At 41.5% G+C, this 26,165-nt stretch carries 29 protein-coding genes; 20 read left to right on the forward strand and 9 right to left on the reverse strand.

The genetic code is table 11. The annotated features are described in order from the left end of the window. Positions 1-247 precede the first annotated feature (247 nt). Both ACY8DX_RS10305 and ACY8DX_RS10310 read right to left on the reverse strand, forming a co-directional pair. Entirely contained in the window at positions 248-502 is a 255-nt protein-coding gene (locus ACY8DX_RS10305) for a hypothetical protein (RefSeq protein ID WP_462406799.1), read from the reverse strand. Between the two features lie 72 nt (positions 503-574). Next, positions 575-910, reverse strand: coding sequence for a hypothetical protein (locus ACY8DX_RS10310; protein ID WP_462406800.1), 336 nt, complete (start codon positions 908-910; stop codon positions 575-577). A gap of 288 nt (positions 911-1,198) precedes the next feature. On the opposite strand from ACY8DX_RS10310, the gene ACY8DX_RS10315 reads away from it, so the two are divergent. From ACY8DX_RS10315 to ACY8DX_RS10325, 3 genes are all read left to right on the forward strand, one after another. After that, the gene (locus tag ACY8DX_RS10315) at positions 1,199-2,950 is read left to right on the forward strand and encodes an ABC transporter ATP-binding protein (RefSeq protein WP_462406801.1); all 1,752 of its coding nucleotides are present in this window, start codon (positions 1,199-1,201) and stop codon (positions 2,948-2,950) included. 118 nt (positions 2,951-3,068) lie between these two features. Continuing rightward, the gene (locus ACY8DX_RS10320) at positions 3,069-3,743 is read left to right on the forward strand and encodes a DUF421 domain-containing protein (RefSeq protein ID WP_231589599.1); all 675 of its coding nucleotides are present in this window, start codon (positions 3,069-3,071) and stop codon (positions 3,741-3,743) included. 155 nt (positions 3,744-3,898) lie between these two features. Further along, complete coding sequence (locus ACY8DX_RS10325) at positions 3,899-5,692, forward strand: ABC transporter ATP-binding protein (RefSeq protein ID WP_462406802.1); 1,794 nt, start codon at positions 3,899-3,901, stop codon at positions 5,690-5,692. Positions 5,693-5,821: 129 nt separating this feature from the next. Here ACY8DX_RS10325 and ACY8DX_RS10330 read toward each other — a convergent pair whose 3' ends face one another. Beyond that, entirely contained in the window at positions 5,822-6,007 is a 186-nt protein-coding gene (locus tag ACY8DX_RS10330; protein WP_331456706.1) for an aspartyl-phosphate phosphatase Spo0E family protein, read from the reverse strand. A gap of 327 nt (positions 6,008-6,334) precedes the next feature. On the opposite strand from ACY8DX_RS10330, the gene ACY8DX_RS10335 reads away from it, so the two are divergent. The 9 genes from ACY8DX_RS10335 to ACY8DX_RS10375 all read left to right on the forward strand — a co-directional run bounded on the left by ACY8DX_RS10335 (position 6,335) and on the right by ACY8DX_RS10375 (position 16,099). Then, on the forward strand, positions 6,335-7,042 hold the full coding sequence (locus ACY8DX_RS10335) for a cytochrome c biogenesis CcdA family protein (protein ID WP_462406803.1): 708 nt from the start codon (positions 6,335-6,337) through the stop codon (positions 7,040-7,042). Positions 7,043-7,216: 174 nt separating this feature from the next. After that, positions 7,217-7,705, forward strand: a complete 489-nt coding sequence (locus ACY8DX_RS10340; RefSeq protein WP_439802801.1) for a CcdC family protein — start codon at positions 7,217-7,219, stop codon at positions 7,703-7,705. 110 nt (positions 7,706-7,815) lie between these two features. Next, on the forward strand, positions 7,816-9,063 hold the full coding sequence (locus ACY8DX_RS10345) for a polysaccharide deacetylase family protein (protein ID WP_462406804.1): 1,248 nt from the start codon (positions 7,816-7,818) through the stop codon (positions 9,061-9,063). 229 nt (positions 9,064-9,292) lie between these two features. Continuing rightward, positions 9,293-10,018 carry a CBS domain-containing protein gene (locus tag ACY8DX_RS10350; protein ID WP_462406805.1) on the forward strand — a complete coding sequence of 242 codons (726 nt, stop codon included), beginning with the start codon at positions 9,293-9,295 and terminating at the stop codon, positions 10,016-10,018. Between the two features lie 361 nt (positions 10,019-10,379). Next, positions 10,380-11,861 carry a sensor histidine kinase gene (locus tag ACY8DX_RS10355; RefSeq protein WP_462406806.1) on the forward strand — a complete coding sequence of 494 codons (1,482 nt, stop codon included), beginning with the start codon at positions 10,380-10,382 and terminating at the stop codon, positions 11,859-11,861. A gap of 30 nt (positions 11,862-11,891) precedes the next feature. Continuing rightward, on the forward strand, positions 11,892-12,617 hold the full coding sequence (locus ACY8DX_RS10360; protein WP_462406807.1) for a response regulator transcription factor: 726 nt from the start codon (positions 11,892-11,894) through the stop codon (positions 12,615-12,617). A 291-nt stretch (positions 12,618-12,908) separates the two neighbouring features. Then, entirely contained in the window at positions 12,909-13,841 is a 933-nt protein-coding gene (locus tag ACY8DX_RS10365) for an AAA family ATPase (RefSeq protein WP_049670991.1), read from the forward strand. Beyond that, positions 13,831-15,003, forward strand: a complete 1,173-nt coding sequence (locus ACY8DX_RS10370) for a DUF58 domain-containing protein (protein WP_462406808.1) — start codon at positions 13,831-13,833, stop codon at positions 15,001-15,003. The genes ACY8DX_RS10365 and ACY8DX_RS10370 overlap by 11 nt, the downstream gene beginning before the upstream one ends. A gap of 232 nt (positions 15,004-15,235) precedes the next feature. Continuing rightward, positions 15,236-16,099, forward strand: a complete 864-nt coding sequence (locus ACY8DX_RS10375) for a hypothetical protein (RefSeq protein WP_462406809.1) — start codon at positions 15,236-15,238, stop codon at positions 16,097-16,099. A 171-nt stretch (positions 16,100-16,270) separates the two neighbouring features. On the opposite strand, the gene ACY8DX_RS10380 is transcribed toward ACY8DX_RS10375, so the two are convergent. Beyond that, on the reverse strand, positions 16,271-17,116 hold the full coding sequence (locus ACY8DX_RS10380) for a manganese catalase (RefSeq protein ID WP_049670988.1): 846 nt from the start codon (positions 17,114-17,116) through the stop codon (positions 16,271-16,273). A 112-nt stretch (positions 17,117-17,228) separates the two neighbouring features. Between ACY8DX_RS10380 and ACY8DX_RS10385 the strand changes: the two genes are divergently transcribed. Then, positions 17,229-17,399 (forward strand): hypothetical protein, encoded by a 171-nt coding sequence (locus ACY8DX_RS10385; RefSeq protein WP_462406810.1) that lies wholly within the window; start codon positions 17,229-17,231, stop codon positions 17,397-17,399. A gap of 65 nt (positions 17,400-17,464) precedes the next feature. On the opposite strand, the gene ACY8DX_RS10390 is transcribed toward ACY8DX_RS10385, so the two are convergent. Continuing rightward, entirely contained in the window at positions 17,465-17,599 is a 135-nt protein-coding gene (locus ACY8DX_RS10390) for a hypothetical protein (protein ID WP_462406811.1), read from the reverse strand. 418 nt (positions 17,600-18,017) lie between these two features. Here ACY8DX_RS10390 and ACY8DX_RS10395 point away from each other — a divergent pair, with 418 nt between their 5' ends. Next, complete coding sequence (locus ACY8DX_RS10395) at positions 18,018-18,458, forward strand: DUF2621 domain-containing protein (protein WP_049670986.1); 441 nt, start codon at positions 18,018-18,020, stop codon at positions 18,456-18,458. A 27-nt stretch (positions 18,459-18,485) separates the two neighbouring features. Here ACY8DX_RS10395 and ACY8DX_RS10400 read toward each other — a convergent pair whose 3' ends face one another. Then, complete coding sequence (locus ACY8DX_RS10400) at positions 18,486-19,373, reverse strand: hypothetical protein (RefSeq protein ID WP_439802795.1); 888 nt, start codon at positions 19,371-19,373, stop codon at positions 18,486-18,488. A gap of 253 nt (positions 19,374-19,626) precedes the next feature. On the opposite strand from ACY8DX_RS10400, the gene ACY8DX_RS10405 reads away from it, so the two are divergent. Further along, the gene (locus tag ACY8DX_RS10405; protein ID WP_049670984.1) at positions 19,627-20,130 is read left to right on the forward strand and encodes an NUDIX domain-containing protein; all 504 of its coding nucleotides are present in this window, start codon (positions 19,627-19,629) and stop codon (positions 20,128-20,130) included. A 60-nt stretch (positions 20,131-20,190) separates the two neighbouring features. Here the strand turns inward: ACY8DX_RS10405 and ACY8DX_RS10410 are convergent, their stop codons facing one another. The 3 genes from ACY8DX_RS10410 to ACY8DX_RS10420 form a co-directional block, all read right to left on the reverse strand. Then, positions 20,191-20,799 carry a hypothetical protein gene (locus tag ACY8DX_RS10410; RefSeq protein WP_439802796.1) on the reverse strand — a complete coding sequence of 203 codons (609 nt, stop codon included), beginning with the start codon at positions 20,797-20,799 and terminating at the stop codon, positions 20,191-20,193. Between the two features lie 65 nt (positions 20,800-20,864). Beyond that, a complete protein-coding gene (locus tag ACY8DX_RS10415) occupies positions 20,865-21,254 on the reverse strand; it encodes a hypothetical protein (protein WP_462406812.1) in 390 nt (129 codons plus the stop codon). A 104-nt stretch (positions 21,255-21,358) separates the two neighbouring features. Continuing rightward, positions 21,359-21,466: a small acid-soluble spore protein P gene (locus ACY8DX_RS10420; RefSeq protein WP_049672896.1), complete on the reverse strand. Its 108-nt coding sequence runs from the start codon at positions 21,464-21,466 to the stop codon at positions 21,359-21,361. 166 nt (positions 21,467-21,632) lie between these two features. Between ACY8DX_RS10420 and ACY8DX_RS10425 the strand changes: the two genes are divergently transcribed. From ACY8DX_RS10425 to ACY8DX_RS10445, 5 genes are all read left to right on the forward strand, one after another. Beyond that, the gene (locus tag ACY8DX_RS10425; RefSeq protein WP_049670981.1) at positions 21,633-21,908 is read left to right on the forward strand and encodes a hypothetical protein; all 276 of its coding nucleotides are present in this window, start codon (positions 21,633-21,635) and stop codon (positions 21,906-21,908) included. Positions 21,909-22,130: 222 nt separating this feature from the next. Beyond that, positions 22,131-24,860, forward strand: coding sequence for an aconitate hydratase AcnA (gene acnA, locus ACY8DX_RS10430; protein ID WP_439802797.1), 2,730 nt, complete (start codon positions 22,131-22,133; stop codon positions 24,858-24,860). A 111-nt stretch (positions 24,861-24,971) separates the two neighbouring features. Next, positions 24,972-25,466, forward strand: coding sequence for a TlpA family protein disulfide reductase (locus ACY8DX_RS10435; protein WP_439802798.1), 495 nt, complete (start codon positions 24,972-24,974; stop codon positions 25,464-25,466). A gap of 144 nt (positions 25,467-25,610) precedes the next feature. Continuing rightward, complete coding sequence (locus ACY8DX_RS10440) at positions 25,611-25,748, forward strand: FbpB family small basic protein (protein WP_462406813.1); 138 nt, start codon at positions 25,611-25,613, stop codon at positions 25,746-25,748. Between the two features lie 73 nt (positions 25,749-25,821). After that, positions 25,822-25,965 carry an acid-soluble spore protein N gene (locus ACY8DX_RS10445; RefSeq protein ID WP_049670978.1) on the forward strand — a complete coding sequence of 48 codons (144 nt, stop codon included), beginning with the start codon at positions 25,822-25,824 and terminating at the stop codon, positions 25,963-25,965. Positions 25,966-26,165: the final 200 nt, after the last annotated feature.

Below are 26,165 nucleotides of genomic sequence, written 5' to 3' on the forward strand. Positions count from 1 at the left end.
GCAAAACAATATACATCATTATCGCTCTAACTCTATTGAATGAATTTAGCACTTATAACTGTGTTTGCTGTGTCATAAACGTAGATTATGTGTAAGTATATCAATCCTTTTCTTATGTCACGTCTTATTGCGTAGGCGGTTGTTTTCACATCTTTACGATAAAAGCCTATAGAAATAACTTCCTTCACAGGAAGGCGGTTAACACATTGAACAATTGAGAAACAAGCTGACACAGATTAATACGAGATCATCTGTCCTCACGGATGATTTTCTCCATTCGGTCCAGACGCTGTTTAATCTCCTGTATATCGGTTTGTTCCATTTTTAGTTTTTGCTCAGCAATTTTACCGTTAGCTAGATACCGTTTAATAATCTTAACGATAAACACAATCGTAATAATGATGGCAGCCAATATGGCCAAAAGAATAAATGGCAAAACGGTCGTAAAGACCTCTACAAAAAGAGAAGTCTCACCCTTTGTCTCTATTGTTTCCATTTCCATTATACCGTCACTCCTTAAAATGGTTCTATTGAGTTCTGTCATACAAACAAGGGGAGCTTGTTCAATGTCAAGCTAATTCAAATATTGAAGAATGATTTGATAGATTGCTAAGCATAGTCCGAGAATGGATGCTTTCATTTTTGCTGGGTGATATCTATCATGGCGAAACAAATAAAAGAAGATGATAAGAAAACCTAACGGAATCCACAGTTGAAAGAATCCTGTTTGAGTATCCAGCGTTAAAATAGGAGTTATGTAGCTGCCAATCAGAAAGTAAAAGAAGATGGTAAATCGGCGTGTCTTTAATTGCTTGCTCCACTTAACTAAAAGGGCAATAAGAATGATGGCGAAAAGGGTGACAGGCAGGGATGGCAGCATAATAGAAAAAGAGCCAAAATTGAATTCCAATATAAATGAACCTCCTTTATGTTAGTTTATCATTGTTGAATGATTTTTATGGATATTTTTAACAGAAATTCTCCGCGAATATCTCCATGACCAATTCCATTCCCCGCAAGCCCGAAGAAAGGCGTACGATGAATTTTCTTTTGAAGAAGATGTTCCGGTACTCAAAAATGTAAGGGAAGACAATTCACTGGCATAGATAAATTCTGAAGGTTTAAAATAATCTTTATATAGTACATTCTTTTTGCTACACTTATGAGGCTGAAGATAGAGAGAAAAGAGGGGGCGTTTATGGAGATTTTTCGGAAGCTTGGCTGGTTTTTTAAGCAAGAAAAGAAATCCTACATAATCGGAATTATTTTGCTTTTAATCGTCGCATTGTTGCAGCTTGTGCCTCCGCTGGTCATCGGGGTTGTGGTAGATCTCATTAATGATGGGACTGTAACAACACCGCGCTTAGTCCAATGGATTGGCTTCTTAATTATCGCCGCTCTTATCGCGTATGTGTTCCGCTATTTGTGGCGTATCAAAATCTATGGGTCAGCCGTGAAATTATCAAGACAGCTGAGGAGCAGGCTGTATGAGCATTTCACGAATATGCCGACCTCCTTCTATCAACGAAAGAGAATTGGGGATTTGATGGCCCATGCGACGAATGATTTGAGTGCTGTGCAGCAAACCGCAGGCAATGGAGTGCTTTCCTTCGTCGATTCCTTGACGACGGGGGGATTTGTCATCATTGCGATGTCCTTCATTGATTGGCGCCTGACTATTCTGAGCTTGCTTCCGATGCCTTTTATTGCGCTGTCAACGAGTTATTATGGAAAGCTGATTCACAAGCGTTTCAAACGTGCTCAGGCAGTCTTTTCTGACCTGAATGATAAGACACAGGAAAGTGTGACAGGCATAAAGGTTATCAAGACATTCGGCCAAGAAGAGGAGGACATCGAGTCCTTTCGTCAAGCCTCTCATGATGTGGTCAATAAGAATATTGCCGTGGCAAGGATCGATGCCCTTTATGATCCGACAATCGGGCTGATGGCGGGAATCTCCTATTTCATCACCATTGGGGTCGGAGCGACATTTGTTCTGGATGGAAGCCTGACGATTGGTCAGCTCGTATCCTTTACGACCTATTTGGGACTCCTAATTTGGCCAATGCTTGCTTTTGGCTGGCTGTTTAATATTGTTCAGCGGGGAAATGCCTCGTATGACCGGATCATGGAGCTCCTTCAGGAGAAGCCGGAGATTATCGATGAAAGCCAGGCTATCCAGAAACAGGCCTCTGGTGATATTGAGTATGATTTGAAGTCATTTTCCTATCCGAATGAGGATGAACCTGCCTTGCGTGATATTCATTTGACGATTCATAAAGGGGAGACATTAGGGATCGTCGGCAGAACTGGTTCTGGCAAAACGACCTTGCTGAAGCTGTTGATCCGTGAATTTATCCATTTAGAGGGAGATATCCGTATTGGAGGTCATTCAATCGCAGATTATGCGCTCGCTAGTCTCCGAGCGGCAATCGGCTATGTTCCCCAGGACCATTTCTTGTTCTCGGCCACTGTTGGGGAGAACATCGCCTTCGCGACACCGAATGCCAGTCAAAGGGAGATTGAGCGGGCGGCTTATTTGGCGAATATACACGAGGATATTTTAGGTTTCACGAATGGCTATGGAACGATTGTGGGAGAAAGAGGAGTCTCCTTATCAGGCGGGCAGAAGCAAAGACTTAGTATTGCCCGTGCTTTGATCATGGACCCGGAGATTCTCATCCTGGATGACTCCCTTTCAGCGGTGGATGCAAAAACGGAGGAAATCATCCTTCAAAACTTGAAGCAGGAGCGTTCATCAAAGACAACCATTATTACCGCTCATCGGCTCAGTGCCGTCCAGCATGCGGAGCAGATTATTGTGATGGATGAGGGAACGATTATCCAGCACGGAACGCATGAAGAACTGATGAAAGAGGAAGGCTGGTATCGGGATATGTTTAATCAGCAGCAATTAGAGGAGCTTGTTGAGCAGGGGAAAATGGACTAAGCGTGTACGATAAATCAATCTTGTTGGATATCTGACAAAGGGTATAAATCCTCCCACCTAATATCATAATGGAGCTATAGAATCTATTTATAGCTCGGGGGAATTCTTTTTGGATGAGGTGAGTTTTGGGTTAATTGCCCTGAAGATCATTGTTGGATTCATTAGCTTATTTTTTGTCCTGACCATTACAGGAAGAATTGGGGTATCCCAATTAACACCTATCCATTTTGTCTTTGTCTTACTATTGGATGATTTTTTAGGGCACATCATTTATGAAAAAAGCGAAAACATCATGGAGTACTTATTCGCTGTGGGCCTTTGGACACTTTTTATGCTGCTGATCCAGGTAGTCTCAATGAAATTTCCGAAGTTCAGGACCTTTCTGCAAGGGAAACCGATTTTTATTATTCAGAAAGGCCAATTAGATCGGGACGCAATCAGGAAAGCAAAATTAGATGTGAATCAAGTACGAAGTTTATTAAGGCAGCAAGGGATATTTTCCATGCGTGAGGTTGAGTTTGGTATCGTGGAGCCAGATGGGAAGCTAAGTGTCGGGTTAAAAGCACCCTATAAAAACCCAACAATAAAGGACTTGAATGTAACAGGGAAAAATATCACTTTGCCCGCTATCCTCGTTATGGATGGAATCATTATGCGTCCTGCATTGGCTGAGCATGGTCTCGATGAAAAATGGCTTAAACAGGAGTTGGAGCAAAGCGGCTATGGTGATGTGAAAAGGGTGTTTTATGCGGAATGGACAAAGGATGGCGGTTTATACGTAGCGCCTAAATAAGGAATCGGGGCTGTTTGAATGACAGAACGCCCCATTCCTACTATTTGACCAGGAAGCTTTTATGACATCTTCCTGTTCAACAGTTTTCAAGATTAATAGGGCATTCAACTAGGCGGCCATGAAAAAGAGATGAATGTAAAAAAGGGGGGAGCAGGATGGAGGCTAGCAAGGCATTAACTGGCAAGGAGCAGAAGAAGGTCTTATACCGACTGCTATCCTATGCCAAGCCGCATAAAAAAGAAATATCGATTGCATTCTTGCTATTGTTTTTGGCGACTGCTGCAGACATCACAGGCCCTGTGCTGGTGAAGATTTTCATTGATGATTATTTGACAGCAGGAGAGATTGCGGTGAGCCCTGTCATATGGCTTGCCGGAATGTATCTTTTCTTAATTGTGGCGAAAGTTATAATTCAGTATTTCCAATTATTCAGCTTTCACAAAATTGCGCTTGCCATCATTCAGCAGATTCGTGTTGATGTGTTCTCGAAAGTGCATCAGCTCGGGATGCGCTATTTCGACCGGACACCGGCTGGAGCCATTGTTTCCCGTATCACGAATGATACCGAAGCCATTAAAGAGATGTTTGTCGGAGTGATTTCCTCCTTTATCTCTAGTGGATTCTTCATTATCGGGACGATTATCGCGATGTTTATTCTAGATGTAAAGCTCGCCCTCTTTTGTTTGCTCATTCTGCCGATATTATATGGGTTAATGAGATTGTACAGGAAGCTTAGCAGCCGTTTCTACCAAGACCTGCGGGAGCGGCTGAGCCAGCTGAATGCGAACCTAAATGAATCCTTGCAGGGGATGTCGATTATTCAAGTCTTCCGTCAGGAGAAACGGCTGCGGGCAGAGTTTGAGGACATTAATGAAAAGCATTATATGGCTGGGATGAGAAATATCAAGATTGACGGCTTATTATTGCGGCCGGCGATTGATCTGGTATACACCTTTGCCCTTATTCTTATCTTATCGTATTTTGGAGTCTCCTCCATGAACTCACCGATCGAGATTGGGGTCCTGTATGCCTTCGTCAATTACATCGACCGATTCTTTGAGCCGGTCAATGATGTCATGCAAAGACTCTCTATTTATCAACAGGCCATTGTCTCCGGTTCCCGGGTGTTTGCCGTCATGGATGAGGAGGAAACAGCCCCCCATCCAGAGCTGGAGCGGAATGCATCCATCAAAGAAGGGAAAATCGAATTCAGGGATGTCAGCTTCTCCTATGATGGAAAACAAGACGTGCTCAAGCATATTTCCTTTGAGGCAAAAGCAGGAGAGACGGTCGCACTGGTCGGGCATACAGGGAGCGGGAAAAGTTCCATTATCAATCTCCTCATGCGATTTTATGAGTTTGATAGGGGCGATATCCTGATTGATGGGACATCCATTAAGCAATATCCGATGAGGGAGCTGCGTGAGAAGATGGGGCTCGTTCTGCAGGATGCCTTTCTCTTCTATGGCACCGTAAACGATAATGTGCGCCTGCACAGCTCGAGAATCAGTGACGAGGAGATTGTGAAGGCAGCTAAGTTTGTTCAGGCTGATACCTTCATTGAAAAGCTGCCGAATACCTATGAGGATCCTGTCGTTGAACGCGGATCTACCTTCTCAAGCGGACAGCGGCAGCTGATTGGCTTTGCGCGAACGATTGTGAGAAACCCCAAAATTCTAGTGCTGGACGAGGCGACAGCCAATATTGATACGGAAACAGAGGAAGCCATCCAAGCGGGCTTAGCCAAAATGAGAGAGGGCAGGACGACAATTGCCATTGCACACCGGCTTTCAACGATTCAGGATGCGGCGCTTATTCTTGTTCTGCATAGAGGGGAAATTGTTGAGAGGGGGACCCATCAAGAGCTGCTCGCTCAAAAAGGTCTTTATTACAAAATGTACCTTCTCCAAAATGGATTAGGAGAGGAAATTGCCCATGAGGTAAGCTGAGTAAGAAAAAAAGATCACAAAACTACTGTTCGGTTCATTGCAGAGGCTGTGATCTTTTTTGTTTATTCGGCTTTTGATTTAAAGGGTTAGACGATGATTCTAAAGGGAGGCTTCTGGAGTATAAATTACTTAGTTATAAGCAACCTTCTTTTGTACGTAGAATGGAAGAGGAGAATATTCGTTTAAAAGGTTATCAAGCTCTTGGCTATATTTAATCGTGTTTTTGGACGTTAAGCCGTACTTCAAGGCAATGTTGATGAGCTCAGCTCGTTTCAACTCAATTTGATTTTCTAATAGTTCTCTGTCCATCTTCATTGGTCCCTTCCTAAGATATGATTAGAAAATTATAACATAATTTTACAGTTTGGGTATATCTAAATAACGAATCTTTTTATTTAATTGTAAACTTTCCCGTGTTTGTCGTTTAAGGCGGGAAGCTTTTTGAAGAATGGAGGGTAGGGTGATTCCTTGTATTTCACGAGTAGGGTACATGTTTAAGAAAAAACTGTATGACCTAGAAGGGCAGAAATAAGCCGGGGCATATGAAAGAAGAGGACAACTTGAATCCACTTGGTTACCATATGATGGTTTATCTGGTAAAATGGGTACGTGTTCAGCTCAGTTTTAGGGGGGTTATCATTTTTGGAAGATATTAATCTATTTCTTGCCTTCGGAGCAGGCTTTCTAAGCTTCATTTCTCCATGCTGTCTCCCGCTATATCCGGCTTTTCTTTCTTACATAACGGGGATGTCAGTATCTGAAATGAAGAAGGACAATGCGATGCTTCAGAAAAGGAGCATATTCCACACATTATTCTTTCTCGTTGGTTTTTCGAGTATTTTCATTGCTCTGGGCTTTGGCTCCTCTTTCTTCGGCAGCCTGTTTACAACCTATCAGGATACAATCCGGCAGTTAGGAGCTATTGTGATTGTGTTCTTTGGACTGGTTATTATCGGTGTGTTTCGGCCATCGTTCATGATGAAGGAACGACGACTAGAATTTCAGAATAGACCTGGGGGCTATATCGGCTCGATGTTAATCGGAGTAGCCTTTTCTGCTGGCTGGACGCCGTGTACCGGTCCAATCCTCATGGTTGTTCTCGGAATGGCTGCGACAAATCCAAACTCAGCGATGCTTTATATGATTGCCTATATCCTCGGCTTTGCCATTCCATTCTTTTTGATGTCCTTCTTTATTGGGAAAATGGGATGGATCAAGCGCAACTCAGCAAAGGTAATGAAGGTGGGGGGAGTCATTATGATTCTGATGGGGATTGTCCTATTCTTTGATTGGATGACGATGCTTACCTCCTATTTTGTGGCTTTGTTTGGGGGCTGGACAGGATTTTAGAGGGATGAACAGATGAAGCTTTCATTCTGAGGGAAGATGATTTATGATAGAGAAATAACAGGAAGAAAATGGGGTTGTTAACCAATTGAAAATCCTGATTATTGCCGGCTGTTTTAGGACTATGTTTGAATAGGTGGTCCTGTAAAATGAAAATCACCATTAAAGGAATGATCCATTATGATACTAGCTGTATCGACCATTGCTGCTATTGTCATGGCGCTTGCTGTGTTCGCCATACGGATGAAAGCATCTAAGAAGCCAGCAACCTTAAAGAAGATAATTCTGCCGCCGTTTTTTATGAGTACCGGCGCCCTTATGTATGTATTTGAGCCATTTCGTTTGTCAGGAACGGAAATAGTGGAAGCGGTTTTGCTTGGGATGTTTTTCTCGATTTTCCTCATTATGACCTCCCGTTTTGAGATTAAGGAGGAGCAGATCTATATCAAACGCTCAAAGGCATTCGTGTTTGTGCTGCTTGGGTTAATTATTGTTAGGACCTTGCTTAAATTTATTCTTAGCTCGTCCGTTGATGTGGGGGAAATAGGGGGCATGTTCTTCTTGATTGCCTTCTCCATGATTGTTCCTTGGCGTGTGGCGATGTATGTCCAATATAAGAAATTGGAGCGGAATCTTATGAAGCCTAAGGAGACTGTGGCGATGTAATGAAAATGGACCGGAGTGCAAACTCCGGTCTTTTTTGATGAATAAACCAATATGGCAGGTTATCTCCGCATACACTGTTTGTAAAAGGAAGCAGCGAAGGGGTGAGAGAAATGAAAGGGAAATGGATTGTGGCCTGCCTGGCAGTTGTGCTATGCCTGCTTCCGATTGTGATATCTGAGCCCATTAGCGAACAAGAGGCTAATTTAAAGGAAATGGAAGGTATAAAGGAGAGATATGAAAATCATGTTCTTGATATGGCTGAAAAAGGGATGCTTGAGGGCCAGCCATTTCATCTTAGCGGCCTTAGCATAGAGGATGTGATCAATGAATGGGGAGAGCCGAGTGAGAGCGTGTTTGAAGATGGCTCGTTCTATGCATCCTATCCAAGGCGGCATATCGTGATTGGTTATAACCGGGCAGGTGTGTTTGAACTGCGCTCCGAGCACCCTGAACTGCAACAGCTTTCTGGCGCCCTTATCTTATCCGAGTTAGGGCCACCAGCAGAAATTCGGCAAACAAAGCTGCATAGACAATATATTTACCGAGCAGGTGAATATGAATGGACCATTCTCATCGATCAGGAGGATGACCATATCCTCCATCAGGCTGTTTATAACAGTATAAAAAAGGATAGGGGAGAATACCTCCTTGACATTAAGGGTGATTCATCTTCCCTAATGGAATCTGCTCGTATCCAAATGGATAAATGGCGCAAAGAAATACTGCCCTTTATCGAAAAGAATCCTTTCTCTATTTCAGCCAATGGAGAGAATCTTAAGCAGGTCGCTTTAACCTTTGATGATGGCCCTGATGAGCGTGTAACCGAAGAAATCATTGATATACTCCGTGAATATGACGTACCAGGCAACTTTTTCTTCCTCGGCAGCCAAGCTGCCCTTTATCCTCGAATTGTCCAAAAAGCCTATCTTGACGGGCATTTGATTGCCAGCCATTCTGATGAACATCTCGACCTTACCACATTGACCGAGGAACAAATGCAAGCACAAATAGACCGCTCCTCCCGTCAAATTGAGTCGATCATTGGTAAGTACCCCAACTTCTTTCGTCCACCCTATGGAGAAATCAACGCTAAATTATTAAATATCCTTTCAAACGAAGGTAAGCATACAGTCCTTTGGTCCATTGATACGCTGGATTGGTCTGTCCATACAGCTGCTGAAGTGTCGGAAAATGTGAAGCGTTATGTGAGAAACGGTGACATTATCTTAATGCACAGCAATGCTGAACAGGCCAAAACAGCACAAGCGCTTCGAGAGATATTGGATTACTTAATTAATAGGGACTTTGAAATCGTGAAACTTGATGAAATGCTGAATAGAGAGGCTTATGAGAATTGAGTAAAAAAATACATCTCCAGAAGGGGAGATGTATAGGTGCTACAAGGGCACCAAGTTGCTAAGGTTTGAAAAATCAAAATGGCGGAATGATCATTATAACCATTTATAATATTATTCTACCTTTTTCGACTAATTTTTACAAGTATCTTTTTCACATTTTGAGAAAAAATGGGTTGTCAGACAGAAATAATAGGGTAAAGAAAGGGAAAAACATAGGAGCTGCAGACCCATGGGGAAAACAAAGACAGAATTAACATTATCAGAGCGATTTGAAACAGCCTTTAATCGAATTCATAAAGTATTGAAACAGACCGTGAAACAGGCGGATTCAGATAAATTCACAGAACTGGTGTATAAAGGTCATAATCATGTGCTTATTCGCCACTATAAAGAAGATTTATGCCAATATGCTAAATTACGAAATGCCATTGTGCATGAAAAGATTGAGGTGGATTATTATATTGCTGAGCCTCATCTGGATGTGGTGGAAGAAATTGAACGGATTGCGGATGAATTTGAGGAGCCGAGGACGGGTTTATCTATTTCAACCAAGGAAGTCTATTATTTCTATGAGGAAGATCATTTGAAGGACGTTCTATCGTGTATGAAGAAAACCGGTCATACACGGTTTCCTATCTATAATAAAGAGGACAAGTATCGCTGGCTATTGACGACGAAGGAAATAATCAGCTGGCTGACGAATCAATTTGATAATCCGAAGATGGATCTAGAGAAGGTGAAGGTGAAAGAGCTTTATCAGAAAGACGAGAAACGGGTAGTATTTGTTTCGCAGAATACAACCGTGTTTGAAATTGAAGATATTTATGATGAGGACGAGGGAAATACAGATAAGATTGAGGCCATTATTATAACAGCGACAGGGCAAAAGACAGAAAAGCCAAACGGCATCATTACTTCATGGGATTTGCTGGAGGTTGCGCTGGCTGAGGAATAACCCTTTGCTTCATTCATAAATGGTAAGGCAGGAATCATGATTCCTGCCTTTTTTGGTTTGAATTGATAGGAGAATAGATGAAATTCCAAGGGAGGCACCTGCGGCGATCTATCACTCTAATTAAAACATAAGACAATCTTTAATCGTTTGAACACAGTCCAATTCATTGAATAATCAGCTAATGATTACCTGTGGAATGGAAATAATCCACCAATTCTTTTTTGTCCAGCTAGTGTTGACAATCCAGCTTCTGTTCCTAAAATAGTAAGGTAGGCAAAATCATCGCTCCCTTTTTACATATTATCAGTAAACAACACAACAATAAGAAAAATCAGCTCATGTTTAATCTAAGGGAGGATGCATGGATAAAATTAAGCAAACGAATCGTACATTTAGGCATTCACCAACACTGAGAATTATGTTAACTGCTCTCCTATTGGCATTTCTCATTTTCATTCCATTTATGGGAGTTGTTATGTGGGGGAAAATTGCTGCTGATACAGCCTCTGAACGAATTCAGACAGAGAAAATTGTTGACGACATAAAATATATTCTCATAAATACAGCGAATCCCTCTCAAGATGATGAAATTACAAAAGTATTTGCCCATTACGCTGTGTTTGCCGGTGATAATTATGAAATACGCAATCAAAACAGAGAGCCTTATCTCGTTCAGTACAGTAATATACCTTCCTATATTAAGTCACCATGGATCGAAAAAGCTGCTAACCTAGTTGCGCATTTTCAATCTGATCACTATCTCAAGGACTGGGCATCACCTGCTAGGGTTTATGAAAAATCTGAAAATGGTCATCATATTTACGAAACAAAGCATCGAGTAATTCATCATAATCATTCGGATGAAATTATTATTAGAAGGGATTTGACAGAGCTTTATGCGAAAACCGTAAGGAACGGTTTGCAGCATGGGGCAATGACATTAATTCTCTTGTATGTGGTGATTTTTTTATTATATATATTTTTCTCAAGGAAAAATATCGCTCTCATAAAAAACGTGGTTGATGAACAGCAAACGATCATAGCACAGGGCGATTGGAAAACCAACATAGGGAAACGACATAATAAAGAACTTGGTGAAATTAGTGACATCATCATCAAATTACATAAGGAAGCTAATGAAGCATATAGAATCAATAAGAATATTCTTCAAGAGGTCTCTCATGAAACCGCTTCGCGATTAACAGAGATTAAACAGTCGATTGACTTAATAAGGTACTATGGGACTGAAGATAAGGAGAGAGTAATAACCTTACTTGAAAAAGCAGACAAAGCTGTAGCAAGCATTAGCGACACACAAGCAGCGTTTACTGATTTGGCAAGGGTGGATAATTTGAAAACATTAGCTCCTGCCGATAGTTATCCAGTCAAAGAACTAATCAATTACGCCATAAAGCAAGCACAAAATGAGCATCCGGATTACGAGTTTGTTCAGGATGAGCCAGGCTCAGACAAATGTCTATACATTCGCCGGGAGCATTTCTTTATTATTATGCGAATCCTGCTGAATAATGCCGTTAAGTATTCCGAGAATTCACACCTGGTTGTGGTAAGCATTCTGGATGGCGTCTATAAAGATCAGGTAGCCATAAAGGTCACGAATTGGGGGATTCATATACCTGATGATGAAAAAACACGGATATTTGAAAGATACTACAGAGGACGTAACACACGAAACATATCGGGTACTGGTCTTGGTCTTCATATAATCAGCAAAACAATGAAGCTATACAATGGAGAAGTATTTGTTGAAAGTGAGTACACAGGAGAAACAAGTTTCTTTGTAGTCTTTCCGAAAGAAATAGTGTTGGAAAATAACCAATAAGCCATACCATACTGGAAAGGAGAGCCATTTATGACGTACTCCATTTTATTTTTAGATGATGAAAAGGATATAGGAGAGCCGCTCTCTGAGATTTTGCAAAGGGAAGGGTACAATGTGGATTATTTTCAAACAGGAGAGGATGCCGTGAAAGCCGGCATGACAAAGCAGTATGACCTCTTGCTGCTTGACATTATGCTAAAGAACTTCAATGTACCCGCGGTCAATCAAGTTACGAGTGGTATTGAAGTGGCGAGAATCATTAATCAAGTCAATCCAACTCCCTATATCTTTTTAACCGGCCGGGGTGACACATTCGATGTGGTTGCCGGTTTAGAAACTGGAGCTGCCCATTACATTACGAAGCCCTATGATTTGTCCGTATTATTGGCCACATTACGAGCGTTTTTCCGAGAGTATGAGCGTGTACTTTCTATGAAAAAGATGCACGAAATAGCTGAGATTGTTGCTGGAGACATTCGAATTGATCTGATTAATCGTGTGACGTTCTTAAAAGGAGAGAGAGTATTTCTTCCAGATAAGCCATTTGCTATTCTGGCATACTTAGCGAGAAACCAAGATCGTCCTATTAAAAAAGAGGAATTATTGCAAGAAATCTGGGGTTACTCACCCTCGGACGGTATCCCAACAAATACGGTGGAAGTCAATATCAGCCGATTGCGAAGTTCAATTGGCGAACAATATATTCGAACAGCCCGAGGTGAGGGCTATTATCTGCAGACAAAAACAAGCAGGTAGAATCCGGTGTTTTGTCTATTTAATTAGTGATAAGCTTATTTTTTTCCTCCATAACAGACAATCACAGACTGAACATGGAACATATCTACTTTTCTTTAGATAGGAAAGTCATTTTCAATGAATCGCCATAGTGGCGATTCTTTTTTTATGTCAAATGCTTTAAGGTATAGGCTAGCTGCCTTCCTAATCATTAAGGAAAAGAGTAAAAAAGTCGAAAAAGAATGGAATTTTCTGTTTTTTCCCTATATGATAAAAATAGCTTTTAATGAAGATACAGGGGTGTACATACTGATGTTGGAAAATGTAAAAAAATCAATAAGCACGGTGTTTGTAGGTAAAGAAGAGACCATTGACTTACTAATGGTAGCCTTATTAAGCAATGGACATGTCCTATTGGAGGATGTTCCAGGTACGGGGAAAACCTTACTGGCAAAAACGATCGCCAAAAGCATGGGAGGTACATTTTCGAGAATTCAATTTACCCCAGATGTATTGCCAAGTGATGTCATTGGTTTGGAGTATTTCAATCCGAAACATGGAGAGTTCGAAAAGAGAATGGGCCCCATTTATGCCAATATCGTATTGGCAGATGAAATTAATCGGGCCATGCCAAGAACACAATCAAGCCTTTTAGAGGCAATGGAGGAAAGGCAGGTAACGATTGAGAAGCAAACAGATCCATTGCCAACACCATTTTTAGTGATTGCTACTCAAAATCCGGTCGAATCGCATGGTACGTTTCCGTTGCCTGATGCCCAATTAGATCGTTTTCTCCTTAAAATGAATCTAGGCTACCCATCTCGACAGGATGAACGAAAGATCATGAAGCGCTTTCGGGCGGAGGATCCTTTACGTGGTGTTACCCCGGTCATCACGATGGAAGAGGTGCAGCAATTACAGGAAGAGACAAAGCAAGTGCATATTTCAGATTGTATAGAAGATTATGTCCTTGACTTAGTCGAATCAACTAGAAGCCATAAGTGGATTGAGATTGGTTTAAGTCCAAGGGCAACCCTTGCGATGCTCCGGGCTGCACAAGCAAAAGCCAAAATGGAAGGACGTACCTATTGCACACCAGAAGATATTCAATTTGTTTTTCCACCTATCAGTTCACACAGAATGATGCTTTCAATGGAAGGAGCCTTACATATGACAAAGAACGAAGTCATCCGGTCCATCTTAGACAATACGGATGTTCCTGTGGAGATGTCTTATGAAAGGTAGAGAAGGTGTGCCAGTTTACACTTTTCTATTTGATTCCTATTTTTTGAGGATAATCCTGCCGATCTCCATTCTCCTGTTAATTTATATATCCTTTATCCCGATGACGATGATAATCGTCGTCTATTTCTTATATACATCGTCTATTCATTTTTATACGAAGAGAATAGCTAAGCAGGTTTATATCAATCGAGAGAAAGAGAACAGGAAGCTGTTTATCAATGAAACAGATGAATTAGCGATTGACATTCATAATGATGCTCCTGTTACGATTGCCCATGGGAAGCTGCATTTTGTCCTGGATAGAAATATCGAAGTCATGGAATCAGATTTTTTTCATAAAAGCTTAAATGATACTAGGTACACAGTCAATTTCGAACAGAAAAAGAAGACAATTAATCGAATGAGAATTCCTTTTAAAGCTAAAGCGAGAGGCGTTTATTCTATTGAGGAGCTGGACCTTATTATTCATGATTCATTTGGAACCTCCTCTGTACACTTCCCAACAATCAATCATGGTGATACGGAAATCATCGTGTATCCAGAGCGGCTGGAGGTCCAGAATCTCGCTATTCTCAATCTTGATCGAATTGGGGAAGAAGAGGTGCCGCATTCTTATCTGGCTGATGAGACATCTGTTATTGGGATTAAACCATATGAAAAGGAATCATTCCGCCAGATTCATTGGAAGGCAACGGCCAAGATGCAAAGTATGTATGCCAAACAATATCAGCCTATTACAAATAAACGATATACAATCATGTTATACATAACCGAACCGAATGGTCTTACGATTCATCAAAAGGGAGAAAAGCTGATTTCTCATACCGCCTTTTTGTGCAGCTATTTAATTTCGAAGAAGTTCTCCTATGAATTGTATGTGAACGATCTGACCAAGGAAGGTGTTTTTAAATTACCGCTTCATACAGGAATTGACCATTTACAAAAGACACTGGAGAAATTGGCTAGACTGCACGATGATTTGCGGTTCGTAAGAGAGGATTATTTCCTATCCATCGCCAAAGAAAGTATGGAACGTTCTAATGAGCTGATTTATGTGAATGGAGATCAACCGCCTAATATAAGAATGGGAACCAAGTATTTTTATATAGGGGGAGAAGGGGAGCTGAGGAGAGTTGGAGGCATGGAAAAGAAACCTAACTAGCACACTTGTATTAAGTTATCTCTTCTTATTGTTTTTTCCGTTGTCCCAATGGCCCTTGCTAGCTGCATTTATCATTGTAAATGGGGTCCTTGATTCCATTAATCAAAAAAGAAATCTGCACACCTTGGTGATACTAGGTGTCCTTCTTATTATCTCTGCGGGTTTATTTTATCCGAATATCGTGATGATACTGTGCATGTGTTTATGCTCCTTCATCCTTCAGACCCTAAACATGGAACCTGGCAAGAAACTGATCATGGCAAGCGGATTATTGGGAATTCACCTATTGAAAAGTCCTTCTCTAGGGCTGTTGATTGTATTAATGACGCTCTTTCTTTCTCATTTGTTGATCACCATCATGATGACAAGCCGCAATCAGGTTCAGCTGTCTCAGCGTTTGAAGGTGATTGCGGCTTTAGGAATTGGGGGCACTCTGCTAGCAGGGATCATTCCCTATTTGACATATGGAATACGAAACCTGCTAAGTATAGCGGTATTTGGGTTAACGAGCCTATTATCTGAAGGTTTATATAAGGGATTCTCTCTTTTTGAGCCTGATGAGACGAATCCGAAGCAACAAGAACGGATGACGGCCATAACCTCTTCAAAAGGCCAAATGGAAACATTTGAGTATAAAGAATATACGACACCCTCTTATTTTTATCCGATTTTACTATCGATCCTATTGGTTATTTTTATCGGAGCTATTGTTTTTATCGTAAAGAGAAGAAGGGCCATTCAGGCAGAATTGAATCATCATCGATTGAGTGAGTTAACGAAGTCCTCTCGGGAATTGACTAAAGGTCAAAGGGGGCGAAGAGCAATTAACTCCAATCCCCCGTCAAATATGCCGATCAGAATGCTTGTTTATCAATTTGAAAAGGGCATGAAGGGGACGCATGGAAGAAATCCTGAAGAAACCTTCCAGGAGTGGCTTAATCGCATACAACTCGATAGAAATGAGCAGAATAGCAGATTGAGTGAAATCTATGAAAAGGCTCGATATGGGGAAGAAGAGATACCGAAAGACGACGTGAGGTTTTTCAGTGATCGATTAAAGCAAATAAAGAAGCAATTAAAACATCCTAAAAGATAGGTAAATAAAGCAGATTTAGGGGAATAGCTAGTCGTGGATGATGGCAAGTACGCTAGTATCATCCTGTGAATCAGTTGGAATGATACGCAGGAATCAAGACGGCAATAAAAAAGAGGGCAGGGATGGTTGACGTAACAACCAGCTTCTGTCCTCTTTCATAGGATTCTATCTTTACATCATTGATTTATCTTTATCAGCAGGCAATGTATTATGAGTGGATAATGGAGCTGCTTTCAGCATTGGAATGGAGCCTTCGATTGGCGGAGTGGATTCATAACGTAGTTCTCCTTGTCCATCCAGTGCTTGACCATGTGCCCAAGATCCTTCACTGCTATATTCGCCTTCTGAATGATTATAGAGAGAGTAAGCGAGGTCTAGTCTTTCCTTCTCACGCGGGAATGTGCTAGGAACGAGCAAGCCTTCTTTCTCCTCGAGTTCAGCGATAGCGGCAGCCCACAGGTTTTGATGGTAAGAATCACGTGCAATCAAGACGGATAATAAATCTTTGACACCTTTGTCAGTTGTCATCTCATAAATACGGCATGCTTGCAAGCGGCCCTGTGATTCTGCATTAAGGTTTGCACGGAAGTCAGCAAGCAGGTTTCCGCTTGAGATGATATAGCTTCCTTGCCAAGGATTCCCGACACTGTCCGCAGGACGAGCGCCTAAACCGGATACGATTGCATGCTGAGGGTTCATCCCTGATAAGGCAGCTCCAATGACAGGCATTTTTGCTGCTGCTTCTTGATCTTCAACTGGCGCGTCGTCAAGAAGACGAGCAACTAGTGTTGCCAGCATTTCAACATGGCCGATTTCCTCAGTGGCAATATCAAGAATTAAGTCCTTGTACTTTTGATTCCCTTCTCCTCGTACACTCCATCCTTGGAATAAGTACTGCATCATAACGGACATTTCACCGAATTGTCCTCCGATGAGCTCTTGGATTTGTTTGGCTAATAACGGATCTGATTTCTCTGGTTTTGCTTCGAACTGCAATTCTTTCTTGTGTAAAAACATCGACAAATCCCTCCATAAATGGTTTGTGTTGGCGTGAATGGCCTCACAAGCATTAATACCCCTCCATGCTGGTTGGAAACATCCATTTCTGTTATTTCCTTGTTAAAGGAGGGTGATTGGATTTACATTTCATGGTATTTGGTCAATTATTACTACATTTTTTAGAAGGGGTAGAGGAAAAGAGAAAGATGATTTAATGGTCTTTACGGATATCGGCAGCCGCATTGCTGCTTTTAGACAGAAAGGGATTAGTTTAGAGGCAATGGAGCGGAGAGGAAGGTAATCCAGATAAAAAAAGAGGCTTCCGGTTTATCGTGTACCGGAAGCCTCTTTGCTCTGTTAACTTTGCTATAAGCTGATTTTTTCATTCCCTAATGTCGAAATTTGTTCGTTAGGAGAATGTTTTGTAAGAGAATCCATTTTCTTTAATTCTTCCCGCAGTAATCGTCTGACTTCCCGGCGTCTGTGGACTTTTTTACCCATTATTTGTAGCCTCCTTAAAGATAGTGGATTCCAATAATACATTGATACCGACAACCAAAGGCTTCCTTTCCGGTGAAAATCATCCTGTCTGCATATGGTTAGAAAAAATCTACCTTATTTATATCAAAGACAGACCGGATTGACAAAAGGGAGAATGGGCAAGTTTTAGCCGTTTTCTTAGATTAATCATGAAAAATCTTGTCTTTCGTCTTATTTACTGATTATTCCGACAAATTTTACGAAATTTTCACCAAGCTCGCGATTATGCTCTGTTATCAGTCTATGCTAGAGGACTTTGTCTATATGATTCTTTTTCTTTTATATTTCTATCTGCTATTATTTGGTGAATTTAGTTGAAGCTTGCCAATCCTTTGCTATAATAATGGTATCCTATTCAATTTTCTAGAGGTGAATGAACGTGCTTGAGGGATGGTTTCTATGGTTCATCCTGTTTTGGATTGTCTTTATGGTGGTCTTTATGGGCATTGGCGGGTTCTTCATGTTCAGAAAATTCCTGAAGAAGCTTCCCAAGGAAGATGGTAAATCAGACATGGATTGGGAAATTCATTATGTAGAACAAACAAAGCATTTGTGGGGAAGTGACCAAAAAGCGTTTCTTGAGGAGCTTGTTAGTCCCGTACCTGAGCTGTTCCGGGATGTAGCAAGACATAAGATTGCTGGGAAGATTGGGGAAATCGCCTTACAAGAGGGAGCGACTGCCATCACGATGGATATCCTCATTAAAGGGTACATATTAGCCACACCAAAACGGGATCATAAGTTTTTGAAGAAGAAGCTGGCGGAGGAAAAGATTGATATACGCCCATATGAGCAATATTTTCTTATGTCCAATCAGTAAGAGGCAGAACATGAATGTTCTGCCTCTTTATTCATGCATGGACTGAATTAACTGGTTTTCAAGATCGTCATAATTCAGGCCGGTTGAGCGATGAATCGCTTGTTCAAATGAATCGGCCTGGTCTGCTTCTTTAAGAATGGCCAGGATGATTTCATCGCCAAATTCATCAATGATATACGCGATCGCCTCCTGGCTCTGCCGGTAGATATCAATGACCCCAGCTGTTCGTAAATGCTTCCATTGCTCTGATTTCTCGAGGTTATCGAAAGGGATGATGGAACCAGCTGTTTCAGCCGTGTTAAAGGGACTGGAATGAATAAAACTAAGATATTCTGCATAACCTTCTAGGAACCATTCTGGAATGGGATTATTTACGTCCATTGCCTGTATTTTTTGAAGAAGGGCATAATGACTATATTCATGCTTGACCATATAGCGGATTGTCTCTTTACGGTAGTCATCGTTGTCGGTATAGACAGGAAGGATGCCGATAATCTTGTCAAAATCGGAATAATAGCCATTCGTATAGCTAATTTGGGCGTATTGAAGGAATTGCTCCTCATTTTGAAAGAGAATCAAATCAACCGGAGGGGCAGGGTATTGGCCAATCAAACGATTATTATCCATACGTGCTTCTTTAAGAGCAGAAATCGTGTGAGAGAGAAGCGTCTTTTGGTCGGAACCATAATAGATGCGGATATGGTGATAGGCTGATTTCTCTAATTGGTTTTTTAAGACGATTTCCTCTTCAGAATCGTAATTCCTTGTGGTCAATATTTTCAGGGCATCTATATATCCGATCTCCAACTCGTTTCTTGACTCGAGCATATCATGGATTTTCACCGTGAAAACGACTAGGACGATAAAGCAAAGGATGAAAATAGACCCGATGATTCTCCAAATAATATGGTTCATTAGCCACCTCCAAGTAGAGAATGATGATAAAGTGTATATTTCACCTGAAAAGGGACGGTTTTAGGTGAAAAGGATGAAAAAGGTGCTTTGACTATTAAATGGAATAAATATGCCTATTATAGCATAGTAAATGCAGCATTATGAGGAATAATCATAAATATGGATGAGATTATCTATATCATTTATAGAAAAAACAAGGTAAAATTAGATAGAAACTTTCTATAAGAATTATATAAAAGGGGTCACAAACAATATGGAACTTATCAAGGAGATCTATGATGATGGTTTCGAGCAAAATGCGGACCAAGCTTACCGTATTAGAAAAGCAGCTAGAGCAGTAGTCATTAATGACCGTGATGAGATAGCACTTTTATTTGTTTCGAATGGAAATTATCATAAATTGCCGGGCGGCGGTATTGAAAACAACGAGACCATTTATGATGCCCTAAAAAGGGAAGTAGAAGAAGAAGTCGGTGCCATGATTGAGGATATTGAGGAACTCGGGATGACCATGGAATACCGCGGAGAAATCGGACAGCTCCAAATCTCCTACGGATACAAAGCAAAAGCAACAGGAGAGTTAAAGGAACCGATTTATACAGAAGAGGAAATTAATGACGGTTTTGTGCTGAGATGGGTTCCAATGCATATTGCCATTGAAATCCTTAAACAAGACCAGCCTGCCAATTACATTGGGAAGTTCATCCAAAACAGGGATTTAGAGTTTTTGGTAAGAGCAGATGAACTATTCTTCTAGGAACATAAACAATAAGGAAACCGAACCATTAAAGAAGTTCGGTTTTTGCTTATTTTATCGTTAAAAGTGGTGATATAGGTCATCCTTTGTATAGTTTTCCCGCACACCTCTTTTGGTGGTTAAATAATCAATGATCCTCTGCGGCTCTAATTGAAGGGCCAATAACCCTCTATATAGATTCCGGAGGTACGGGATGGACGGGGAAGTAATCTCTTGTTTCTTCATTTCACCATTCGCTGTAAAGGTGAAGATTGGATACCCATCCCTTTCCCCAAGATAAAGAATATTTCCATACCATGAATCATTAAAGGAGTAGGTATGAACCTCCTTGGCCAGGTTAAGGTCAATCATCATGTCATGATGTCCGTTTTCTTGCTGGACGATTTCTTGAAACTGCTCAGATGTAATTAAATACATCTTGCCATATGTTCTGGCAGATGGGTTTCTTACCGTATCTATAAAGGCTACTCCGCCCTTCCATCGTTTTGAACATTTGGAGAAGTACAGCTCATACGGAATTGTAATCGTCTCTGACTTCAAGGGCAGAGCAGGATTGGTGCATCCTTTTTCCGTAAATGTAGAACCCTCAGGCATTCCCCCGCTAATATAACAATGAAATCGGTCCTCAAACAAATTCGAACCATAACTCGCATACCATACATAATCCAATCGTTACACACTCCTATGAAAGATTAGTTGGTATTTAGTTACCACTTTTTCTAACATTTCACACATTAATGCTTGTTGTTTTCATAAAAGGGCAGCCAGATTGAAAAAGGTCCTTTTTGGAGCGGGTTCGTTTGACTGTTTATATATACCTGAACGAGATCTGCCTCCACCTCCACATGGATAGAGAGGTTCTCTAAACAAAACGGGAAAAGAATTTTCCGTTCCTTTCTTCCGGAAGGCTGTTCCAGCACAATAACGCAAAGGTCTTCCTGAATTTGAATGAGGATACCGTTCTTTGGCGTTTGTTTTCTTTCTGCCTCGATTAAATAGCCTTCATCCACCTCAAATAAATCCACTCGAAATTCTGTCTCATCTAAATAGGTCGTGAATGGATCTAAATAAAACAATCCCAAAATAGCTTTTTCTTCTTCATGACCCCAGTCTGAAGAACACATGAAATAACCCCCATTTACACGGTGTTATTTCCAATCTATTCAAGCTGCTTTCAAACGGTGATAGAGAAAAAAAGCCGGAGCAGGGGAACTGCCGGCTTTAAAGGCTACATATCATGATGGGAATGATTCTTCTGGCGACTGTGATTGCGGTTTTTCACCTTATGTGACCCGCTCATTGGTTTTGGCTGGCCTGATTGCTTATCCGGTTCGATGGCATGCTTGCGTTTATTCGTCAATTCTCATCCCTCCTTTTCGTTTTAGTATGAGTTCGAATGGGAAAAACGATTCGACTGGCACATTTCCAAATCCTTCACGAGAATAAGGTGCCTTTAAATAGTGCACCATAAATGTCGAGATAAAGGATTGGAGGACATAAAAATGCCTTATCATAAGAACAAGATGGCTGCCTTCGAAGCTGCCCAAAACGGGATGAGAAAGGTGACCGATGTATACGTGAATCTGCAGGCAATGAAGCATGATCCCGAGTTTGGCAGGGAAGTAAAACGTTTCTGGGAAGAAATCAATGAAGCCTATCAGCAGGTCGAGAATGCAGATGAGGTAGCAAGCGAGCATCAGCGTGAGCAGCTCGTAGAATTTCGTGATACGCTCAAGCAATATGTTTCAGAGCTGAATGCCTATAATGAATTGCGCTGACAAAGCCGGCTGGGAGGTTTTCCTGCCGGCCTTTATTTTAATTTTCTGAAAAAATTATACTGCGATAAGTATAACTTATAACCCTCTATAAATTACTTATATTTTACTTTATGAAAAGGTTATATTACTATTAAATTGTTAGAATATTTGGATTGGAAAAAGTTCATAACCTTTTCTGAGTATGTATTCTTATTATCTTTTACCTAGAGGGGGTAATTTGATTTGGGGAAAAATGATGTGTTTAACTCACGAAAGCATTTTGAAGTAAACGGTAAACGCTATCATTACTACAATCTGAAAGCTTTGGAAGAAGCTGGAGCAGGGGAAGTAACGAAGCTGCCATACTCAATCAAAGTGCTGCTTGAAAGTGTTCTGCGGCAGCTAGATGGAAGAGTCATCACTAAAGAGCATGTGGAAAACTTAGCGAAATGGGGAACAGATCAGCAATCAATCGATGTTGATGTTCCATTCAAACCATCCCGCGTAATCCTACAAGACTTTACAGGTGTTCCTGCGGTTGTTGACTTGGCTTCCTTGCGTAAAGCAATGGCTGATATCGGCGGCAACCCAGATAAGATTAACCCGGAAATTCCGGTTGACCTTGTTATTGACCACTCTGTACAAGTTGATAAATATGGTACAGCTGATTCCCTGCAAGTGAATATGGATCTTGAATTTGAACGAAACGCTGAGCGTTATCAATTCCTAAGCTGGGCTCAAAAGGCATTTGACAATTATCGTGCCGTTCCGCCTGATACGGGAATCGTTCACCAAGTCAACTTAGAATATTTAGCGAATGTGGTACATGCGATTGAAATGCCTGACGGCGATTTCATGGCATTCCCAGATACGCTGGTTGGTACGGACTCTCATACAACCATGATCAACGGACTTGGCGTCCTTGGTTGGGGTGTAGGGGGAATCGAAGCAGAAGCAGGCATGCTTGGCCAGCCTTCTTATTTCCCAGTACCTGAAGTAATCGGTGTCCGCTTTGTTAATTCCTTGCCAAATGGGGCGATGGCGACTGACCTGGCGCTCAAAGTAACAGAAGTTCTTCGTAAGAGCGGTGTTGTTAACAAATTTGTGGAATTCTTCGGTCCAGGAATGAGCGATCTATCCCTTTCAGACCGTGCGACAATTGCCAATATGGCACCTGAGTACGGTGCTACATGCGGATTCTTCCCAATCGATGATGAAGCATTGAAATACATGCGCTTAACTGGCCGTACAGAAGAGCATATTGCGCTAGTTGAGAAATATTGCAAAGAAAATGATTTATTCTATACAAAAGATACACCTGAACCAACCTACACAAAAGTGATTGAAATCGACCTTTCTGAGATTGAAGCCAATCTTTCCGGTCCGAAACGTCCGCAGGATTTGATTCCTCTATCTCATATGCAAAAAGCCTATCGTGAAGCGTTGACTGCACCAGTCGGCAATGCTGGATTTGGCTTAAGCCAAGAGGAAATCGATAAGAAAATCACGGTTGAATTCAAGGACGGCCGTCAAGCGCCGATGAAAACTGGTGATATCGCCATTGCTGCGATTACAAGCTGTACAAATACATCTAACCCATACGTCATGCTTGGGGCAGGTCTTGTTGCGAAGAAAGCAGTTGAGCTCGGTCTTCAGGTTCCTCACCATGTAAAAACATCCTTGGCACCAGGATCCAAGGTCGTAACAGGCTACTTGCGTGATGCCGGCCTGCAAACGTATATGGATGAGCTCGGCTTCAACCTTGTCGGCTATGGCTGTGCTACTTGTATCGGTAACTCCGGTCCATTGATGGAAGAGATTGAAGCAGCTGTTGGCGAAGCTGACTTGCTTGTGACTTCTGTTCTATCTGGTAACCGTAACTTTGAAGGACGTATCCACCCGCTTGTGAAGGCAAACTACCTTGCATCTCCACCGCTTGTAGTGGCTTACGCGCTTGCCGGTACAGTGGATATCGACCTTGAAAACGACCCAATCGGCGTCGGCAAAGACGGCAAAGAAGTGTTCTTCAAGGACATTTGGCCAACTAGTGAAGAGGTTAATAAACTTGTCCAAGAAACCGTTACATCTGACTTGTTCCGCAAAGAGTATGAGCGCGTATTCGATGACAACCTTCGCTGGAATGAGATTCAAACAAGCAATGAACCGTTATATAGCTGGGACTTTGATTCTACTTATATTCAAAACCCTCCTTACTTCGAGAACTTGGATCCAAATCCATCCGAGGTTAAGCCATTATCAGGCTTACGCGTAGTTGGTTTGTTCGGTGACTCTGTCACAACTGACCATATTTCCCCGGCTGGTTCAATTGGCAAAGATACACCAGCAGGTAAATACTTGCGTGAAAATGGTGTTGGAATCCGTGACTTTAACTCTTATGGTTCCCGCCGTGGTAACCATGAGGTCATGATGCGCGGAACTTTCGCTAACATCCGGATCCGTAACCAAATCGCTCCTGGAACAGAGGGCGGATATACGACTTACTGGCCAACAGGCGAAGTCATGTCCATCTATGATGCATGTATGGAATACAAGAAGGATGACACAGGTCTTGTCGTTCTTGCCGGTAAAGACTATGGTATGGGAAGCTCTCGTGACTGGGCTGCGAAAGGGACAAACCTTCTCGGTATCAAAACCGTTATCGCAGAAAGCTTTGAGCGTATTCACCGCTCCAACCTTGCACTTATGGGCGTCCTGCCGCTTCAATTCAAAGAAGGCGAAAACGCGAAGGTACTTGGTCTTACAGGTAAAGAACGAATCTTCGTTCCAATCGATGAAAATATCAAACCTCGTCAGTTGATCACCGTAACAGCTGTAGCTGAGGATGGTACAGAGAAGAAATTTGAAGCACTTGTGCGTTTCGACTCTGAAATTGAAATCGATTATTACCGTCATGGAGGAATCCTGCCAATGGTTCTCCGTGAGAAACTAGAAGAAACAACATCTGCACAATAATAGCGCAGAATAAAGGGCTGGCCGTCTGGTCAGTCCTTTTTCTCTTTCTTGATAGTGGGATCATTGGTACAATTTGAGATAAGAGATGCATGAAAGCAGGAGGACGGGATTGTGAAGAAGACTATAGGCATACTTTTGTTGTTTGGACTGATTGGCGGGGCCTTTTATCAAATCATGAATCAAGAGGAAAAGCCTGTCGGGGCGAAGGTGGGAGCAAGCGCAGCTGATTTCACCCTAGAGGATACGGAAGGGAATAAGGTCACATTATCAGATTATAAAGGAAAGAAGGTCATCTTAAATTTCTGGGCAACCTGGTGCAATCCATGCAAGAAAGAGATGCCTGAGATGGAGAAAATCCATCAGAAATATGAAGATGTCGTTATCCTGGCCATTAATTTGGATACAGAAAATGATATCAAAGGATTCATGAATGAATATGAGTTAACCTTCCAAGCCTTATTAGATACGGAGGAAAAGGTGAATGACCAATATGAGGTAGTTTCCATCCCGACTTCTTTCTTTATTGATGAAGAGGGAATTATTCGCAAAAAGATTGTAGGGATTCTCGATTATGAGAAGATGGAAGACAATTTAGAGGCTTTATAAAGGGACATGTAAGCTTTTAACCAAGGTTGAACCATTATCTTTCTAACCTGATTGTTCATACTCCGTATTATTTTCAAAAAAGTGCTATAAATTCACGAGAGAGTGGGCATGCTAGAGGAGGACAATATTTATAGCGGATGGTGAATGAAGATGAACAAAAGGAAAAGAATGTCTCTGGCTGATTTGATTTTGGAGAACAAGCGTCAGCTATTAAATGATAAACAAGCGATGGAAAAACTTGAGGACCGCATAGACCGCCGTCATATCGAGAAGGCAGAATAGCGTTGGCAGGAATTGCCCTCATAATAAAGCTATCTGATAAGCATCCTAACAAGTATAAGGGAGGATGATAGTAATGGGCAATCCAAAACGAAACTCAAAGCCTTTCCAGCCGAATCATATTGGCACTCAGCCAAGAGCGGCCGGCGGAAATAAAGGCAAGCAAATGCAAGACACATCAGGAAAACACCCTGATGTCATACAAACAAAAGGTGAGTAACTCACCAGAAATAAAAAAGAGCCGAATGATGTTCATTCGGCTCTTTTTATGGTGAATTTAATCGGTATAAAAGACTCCCTAATAAAAGAGTCCATTCTTCTTGAGGAGTGATTCATAAGATATGACAGCGGTTATTCTAGGTACAAGCCAAATTCAGTCTAAATCATTCTTGTATATGATAGGATGGTGGTATTGACTAG

It is taken from the genome of Gracilibacillus sp. Marseille-QA3620 (genome assembly GCF_054950035.1).

Bases quoted from the DNA above. Each gene is read 5' to 3' on its own strand.
- ACY8DX_RS10305 (WP_462406799.1), bottom strand. From the start codon at position 502: ATGGAAATGGAAACAATAGAGACAAAGGGTGAGACTTCTCTTTTTGTA.
- ACY8DX_RS10315 (WP_462406801.1), top strand. From the start codon at position 1,199: ATGGAGATTTTTCGGAAGCTTGGCTGGTTTTTTAAGCAAGAAAAGAAA.
- ACY8DX_RS10325 (WP_462406802.1), top strand. From the start codon at position 3,899: ATGGAGGCTAGCAAGGCATTAACTGGCAAGGAGCAGAAGAAGGTCTTA.
- ACY8DX_RS10330 (WP_331456706.1), bottom strand. From the start codon at position 6,007: ATGAAGATGGACAGAGAACTATTAGAAAATCAAATTGAGTTGAAACGA.
- ACY8DX_RS10345 (WP_462406804.1), top strand. From the start codon at position 7,816: ATGAAAGGGAAATGGATTGTGGCCTGCCTGGCAGTTGTGCTATGCCTG.
- ACY8DX_RS10350 (WP_462406805.1), top strand. From the start codon at position 9,293: ATGGGGAAAACAAAGACAGAATTAACATTATCAGAGCGATTTGAAACA.
- ACY8DX_RS10355 (WP_462406806.1), top strand. From the start codon at position 10,380: ATGGATAAAATTAAGCAAACGAATCGTACATTTAGGCATTCACCAACA.
- ACY8DX_RS10360 (WP_462406807.1), top strand. From the start codon at position 11,892: ATGACGTACTCCATTTTATTTTTAGATGATGAAAAGGATATAGGAGAG.
- ACY8DX_RS10365 (WP_049670991.1), top strand. From the start codon at position 12,909: ATGTTGGAAAATGTAAAAAAATCAATAAGCACGGTGTTTGTAGGTAAA.
- ACY8DX_RS10370 (WP_462406808.1), top strand. From the start codon at position 13,831: ATGAAAGGTAGAGAAGGTGTGCCAGTTTACACTTTTCTATTTGATTCC.
- ACY8DX_RS10375 (WP_462406809.1), top strand. From the start codon at position 15,236: ATGGAACCTGGCAAGAAACTGATCATGGCAAGCGGATTATTGGGAATT.
- ACY8DX_RS10380 (WP_049670988.1), bottom strand. From the start codon at position 17,116: ATGTTTTTACACAAGAAAGAATTGCAGTTCGAAGCAAAACCAGAGAAA.
- ACY8DX_RS10390 (WP_462406811.1), bottom strand. From the start codon at position 17,599: ATGGGTAAAAAAGTCCACAGACGCCGGGAAGTCAGACGATTACTGCGG.
- ACY8DX_RS10400 (WP_439802795.1), bottom strand. From the start codon at position 19,373: ATGAACCATATTATTTGGAGAATCATCGGGTCTATTTTCATCCTTTGC.
- ACY8DX_RS10405 (WP_049670984.1), top strand. From the start codon at position 19,627: ATGGAACTTATCAAGGAGATCTATGATGATGGTTTCGAGCAAAATGCG.
- ACY8DX_RS10415 (WP_462406812.1), bottom strand. From the start codon at position 21,254: ATGTGTTCTTCAGACTGGGGTCATGAAGAAGAAAAAGCTATTTTGGGA.
- ACY8DX_RS10425 (WP_049670981.1), top strand. From the start codon at position 21,633: ATGCCTTATCATAAGAACAAGATGGCTGCCTTCGAAGCTGCCCAAAAC.
- ACY8DX_RS10440 (WP_462406813.1), top strand. From the start codon at position 25,611: ATGAAGATGAACAAAAGGAAAAGAATGTCTCTGGCTGATTTGATTTTG.
- ACY8DX_RS10445 (WP_049670978.1), top strand. From the start codon at position 25,822: ATGGGCAATCCAAAACGAAACTCAAAGCCTTTCCAGCCGAATCATATT.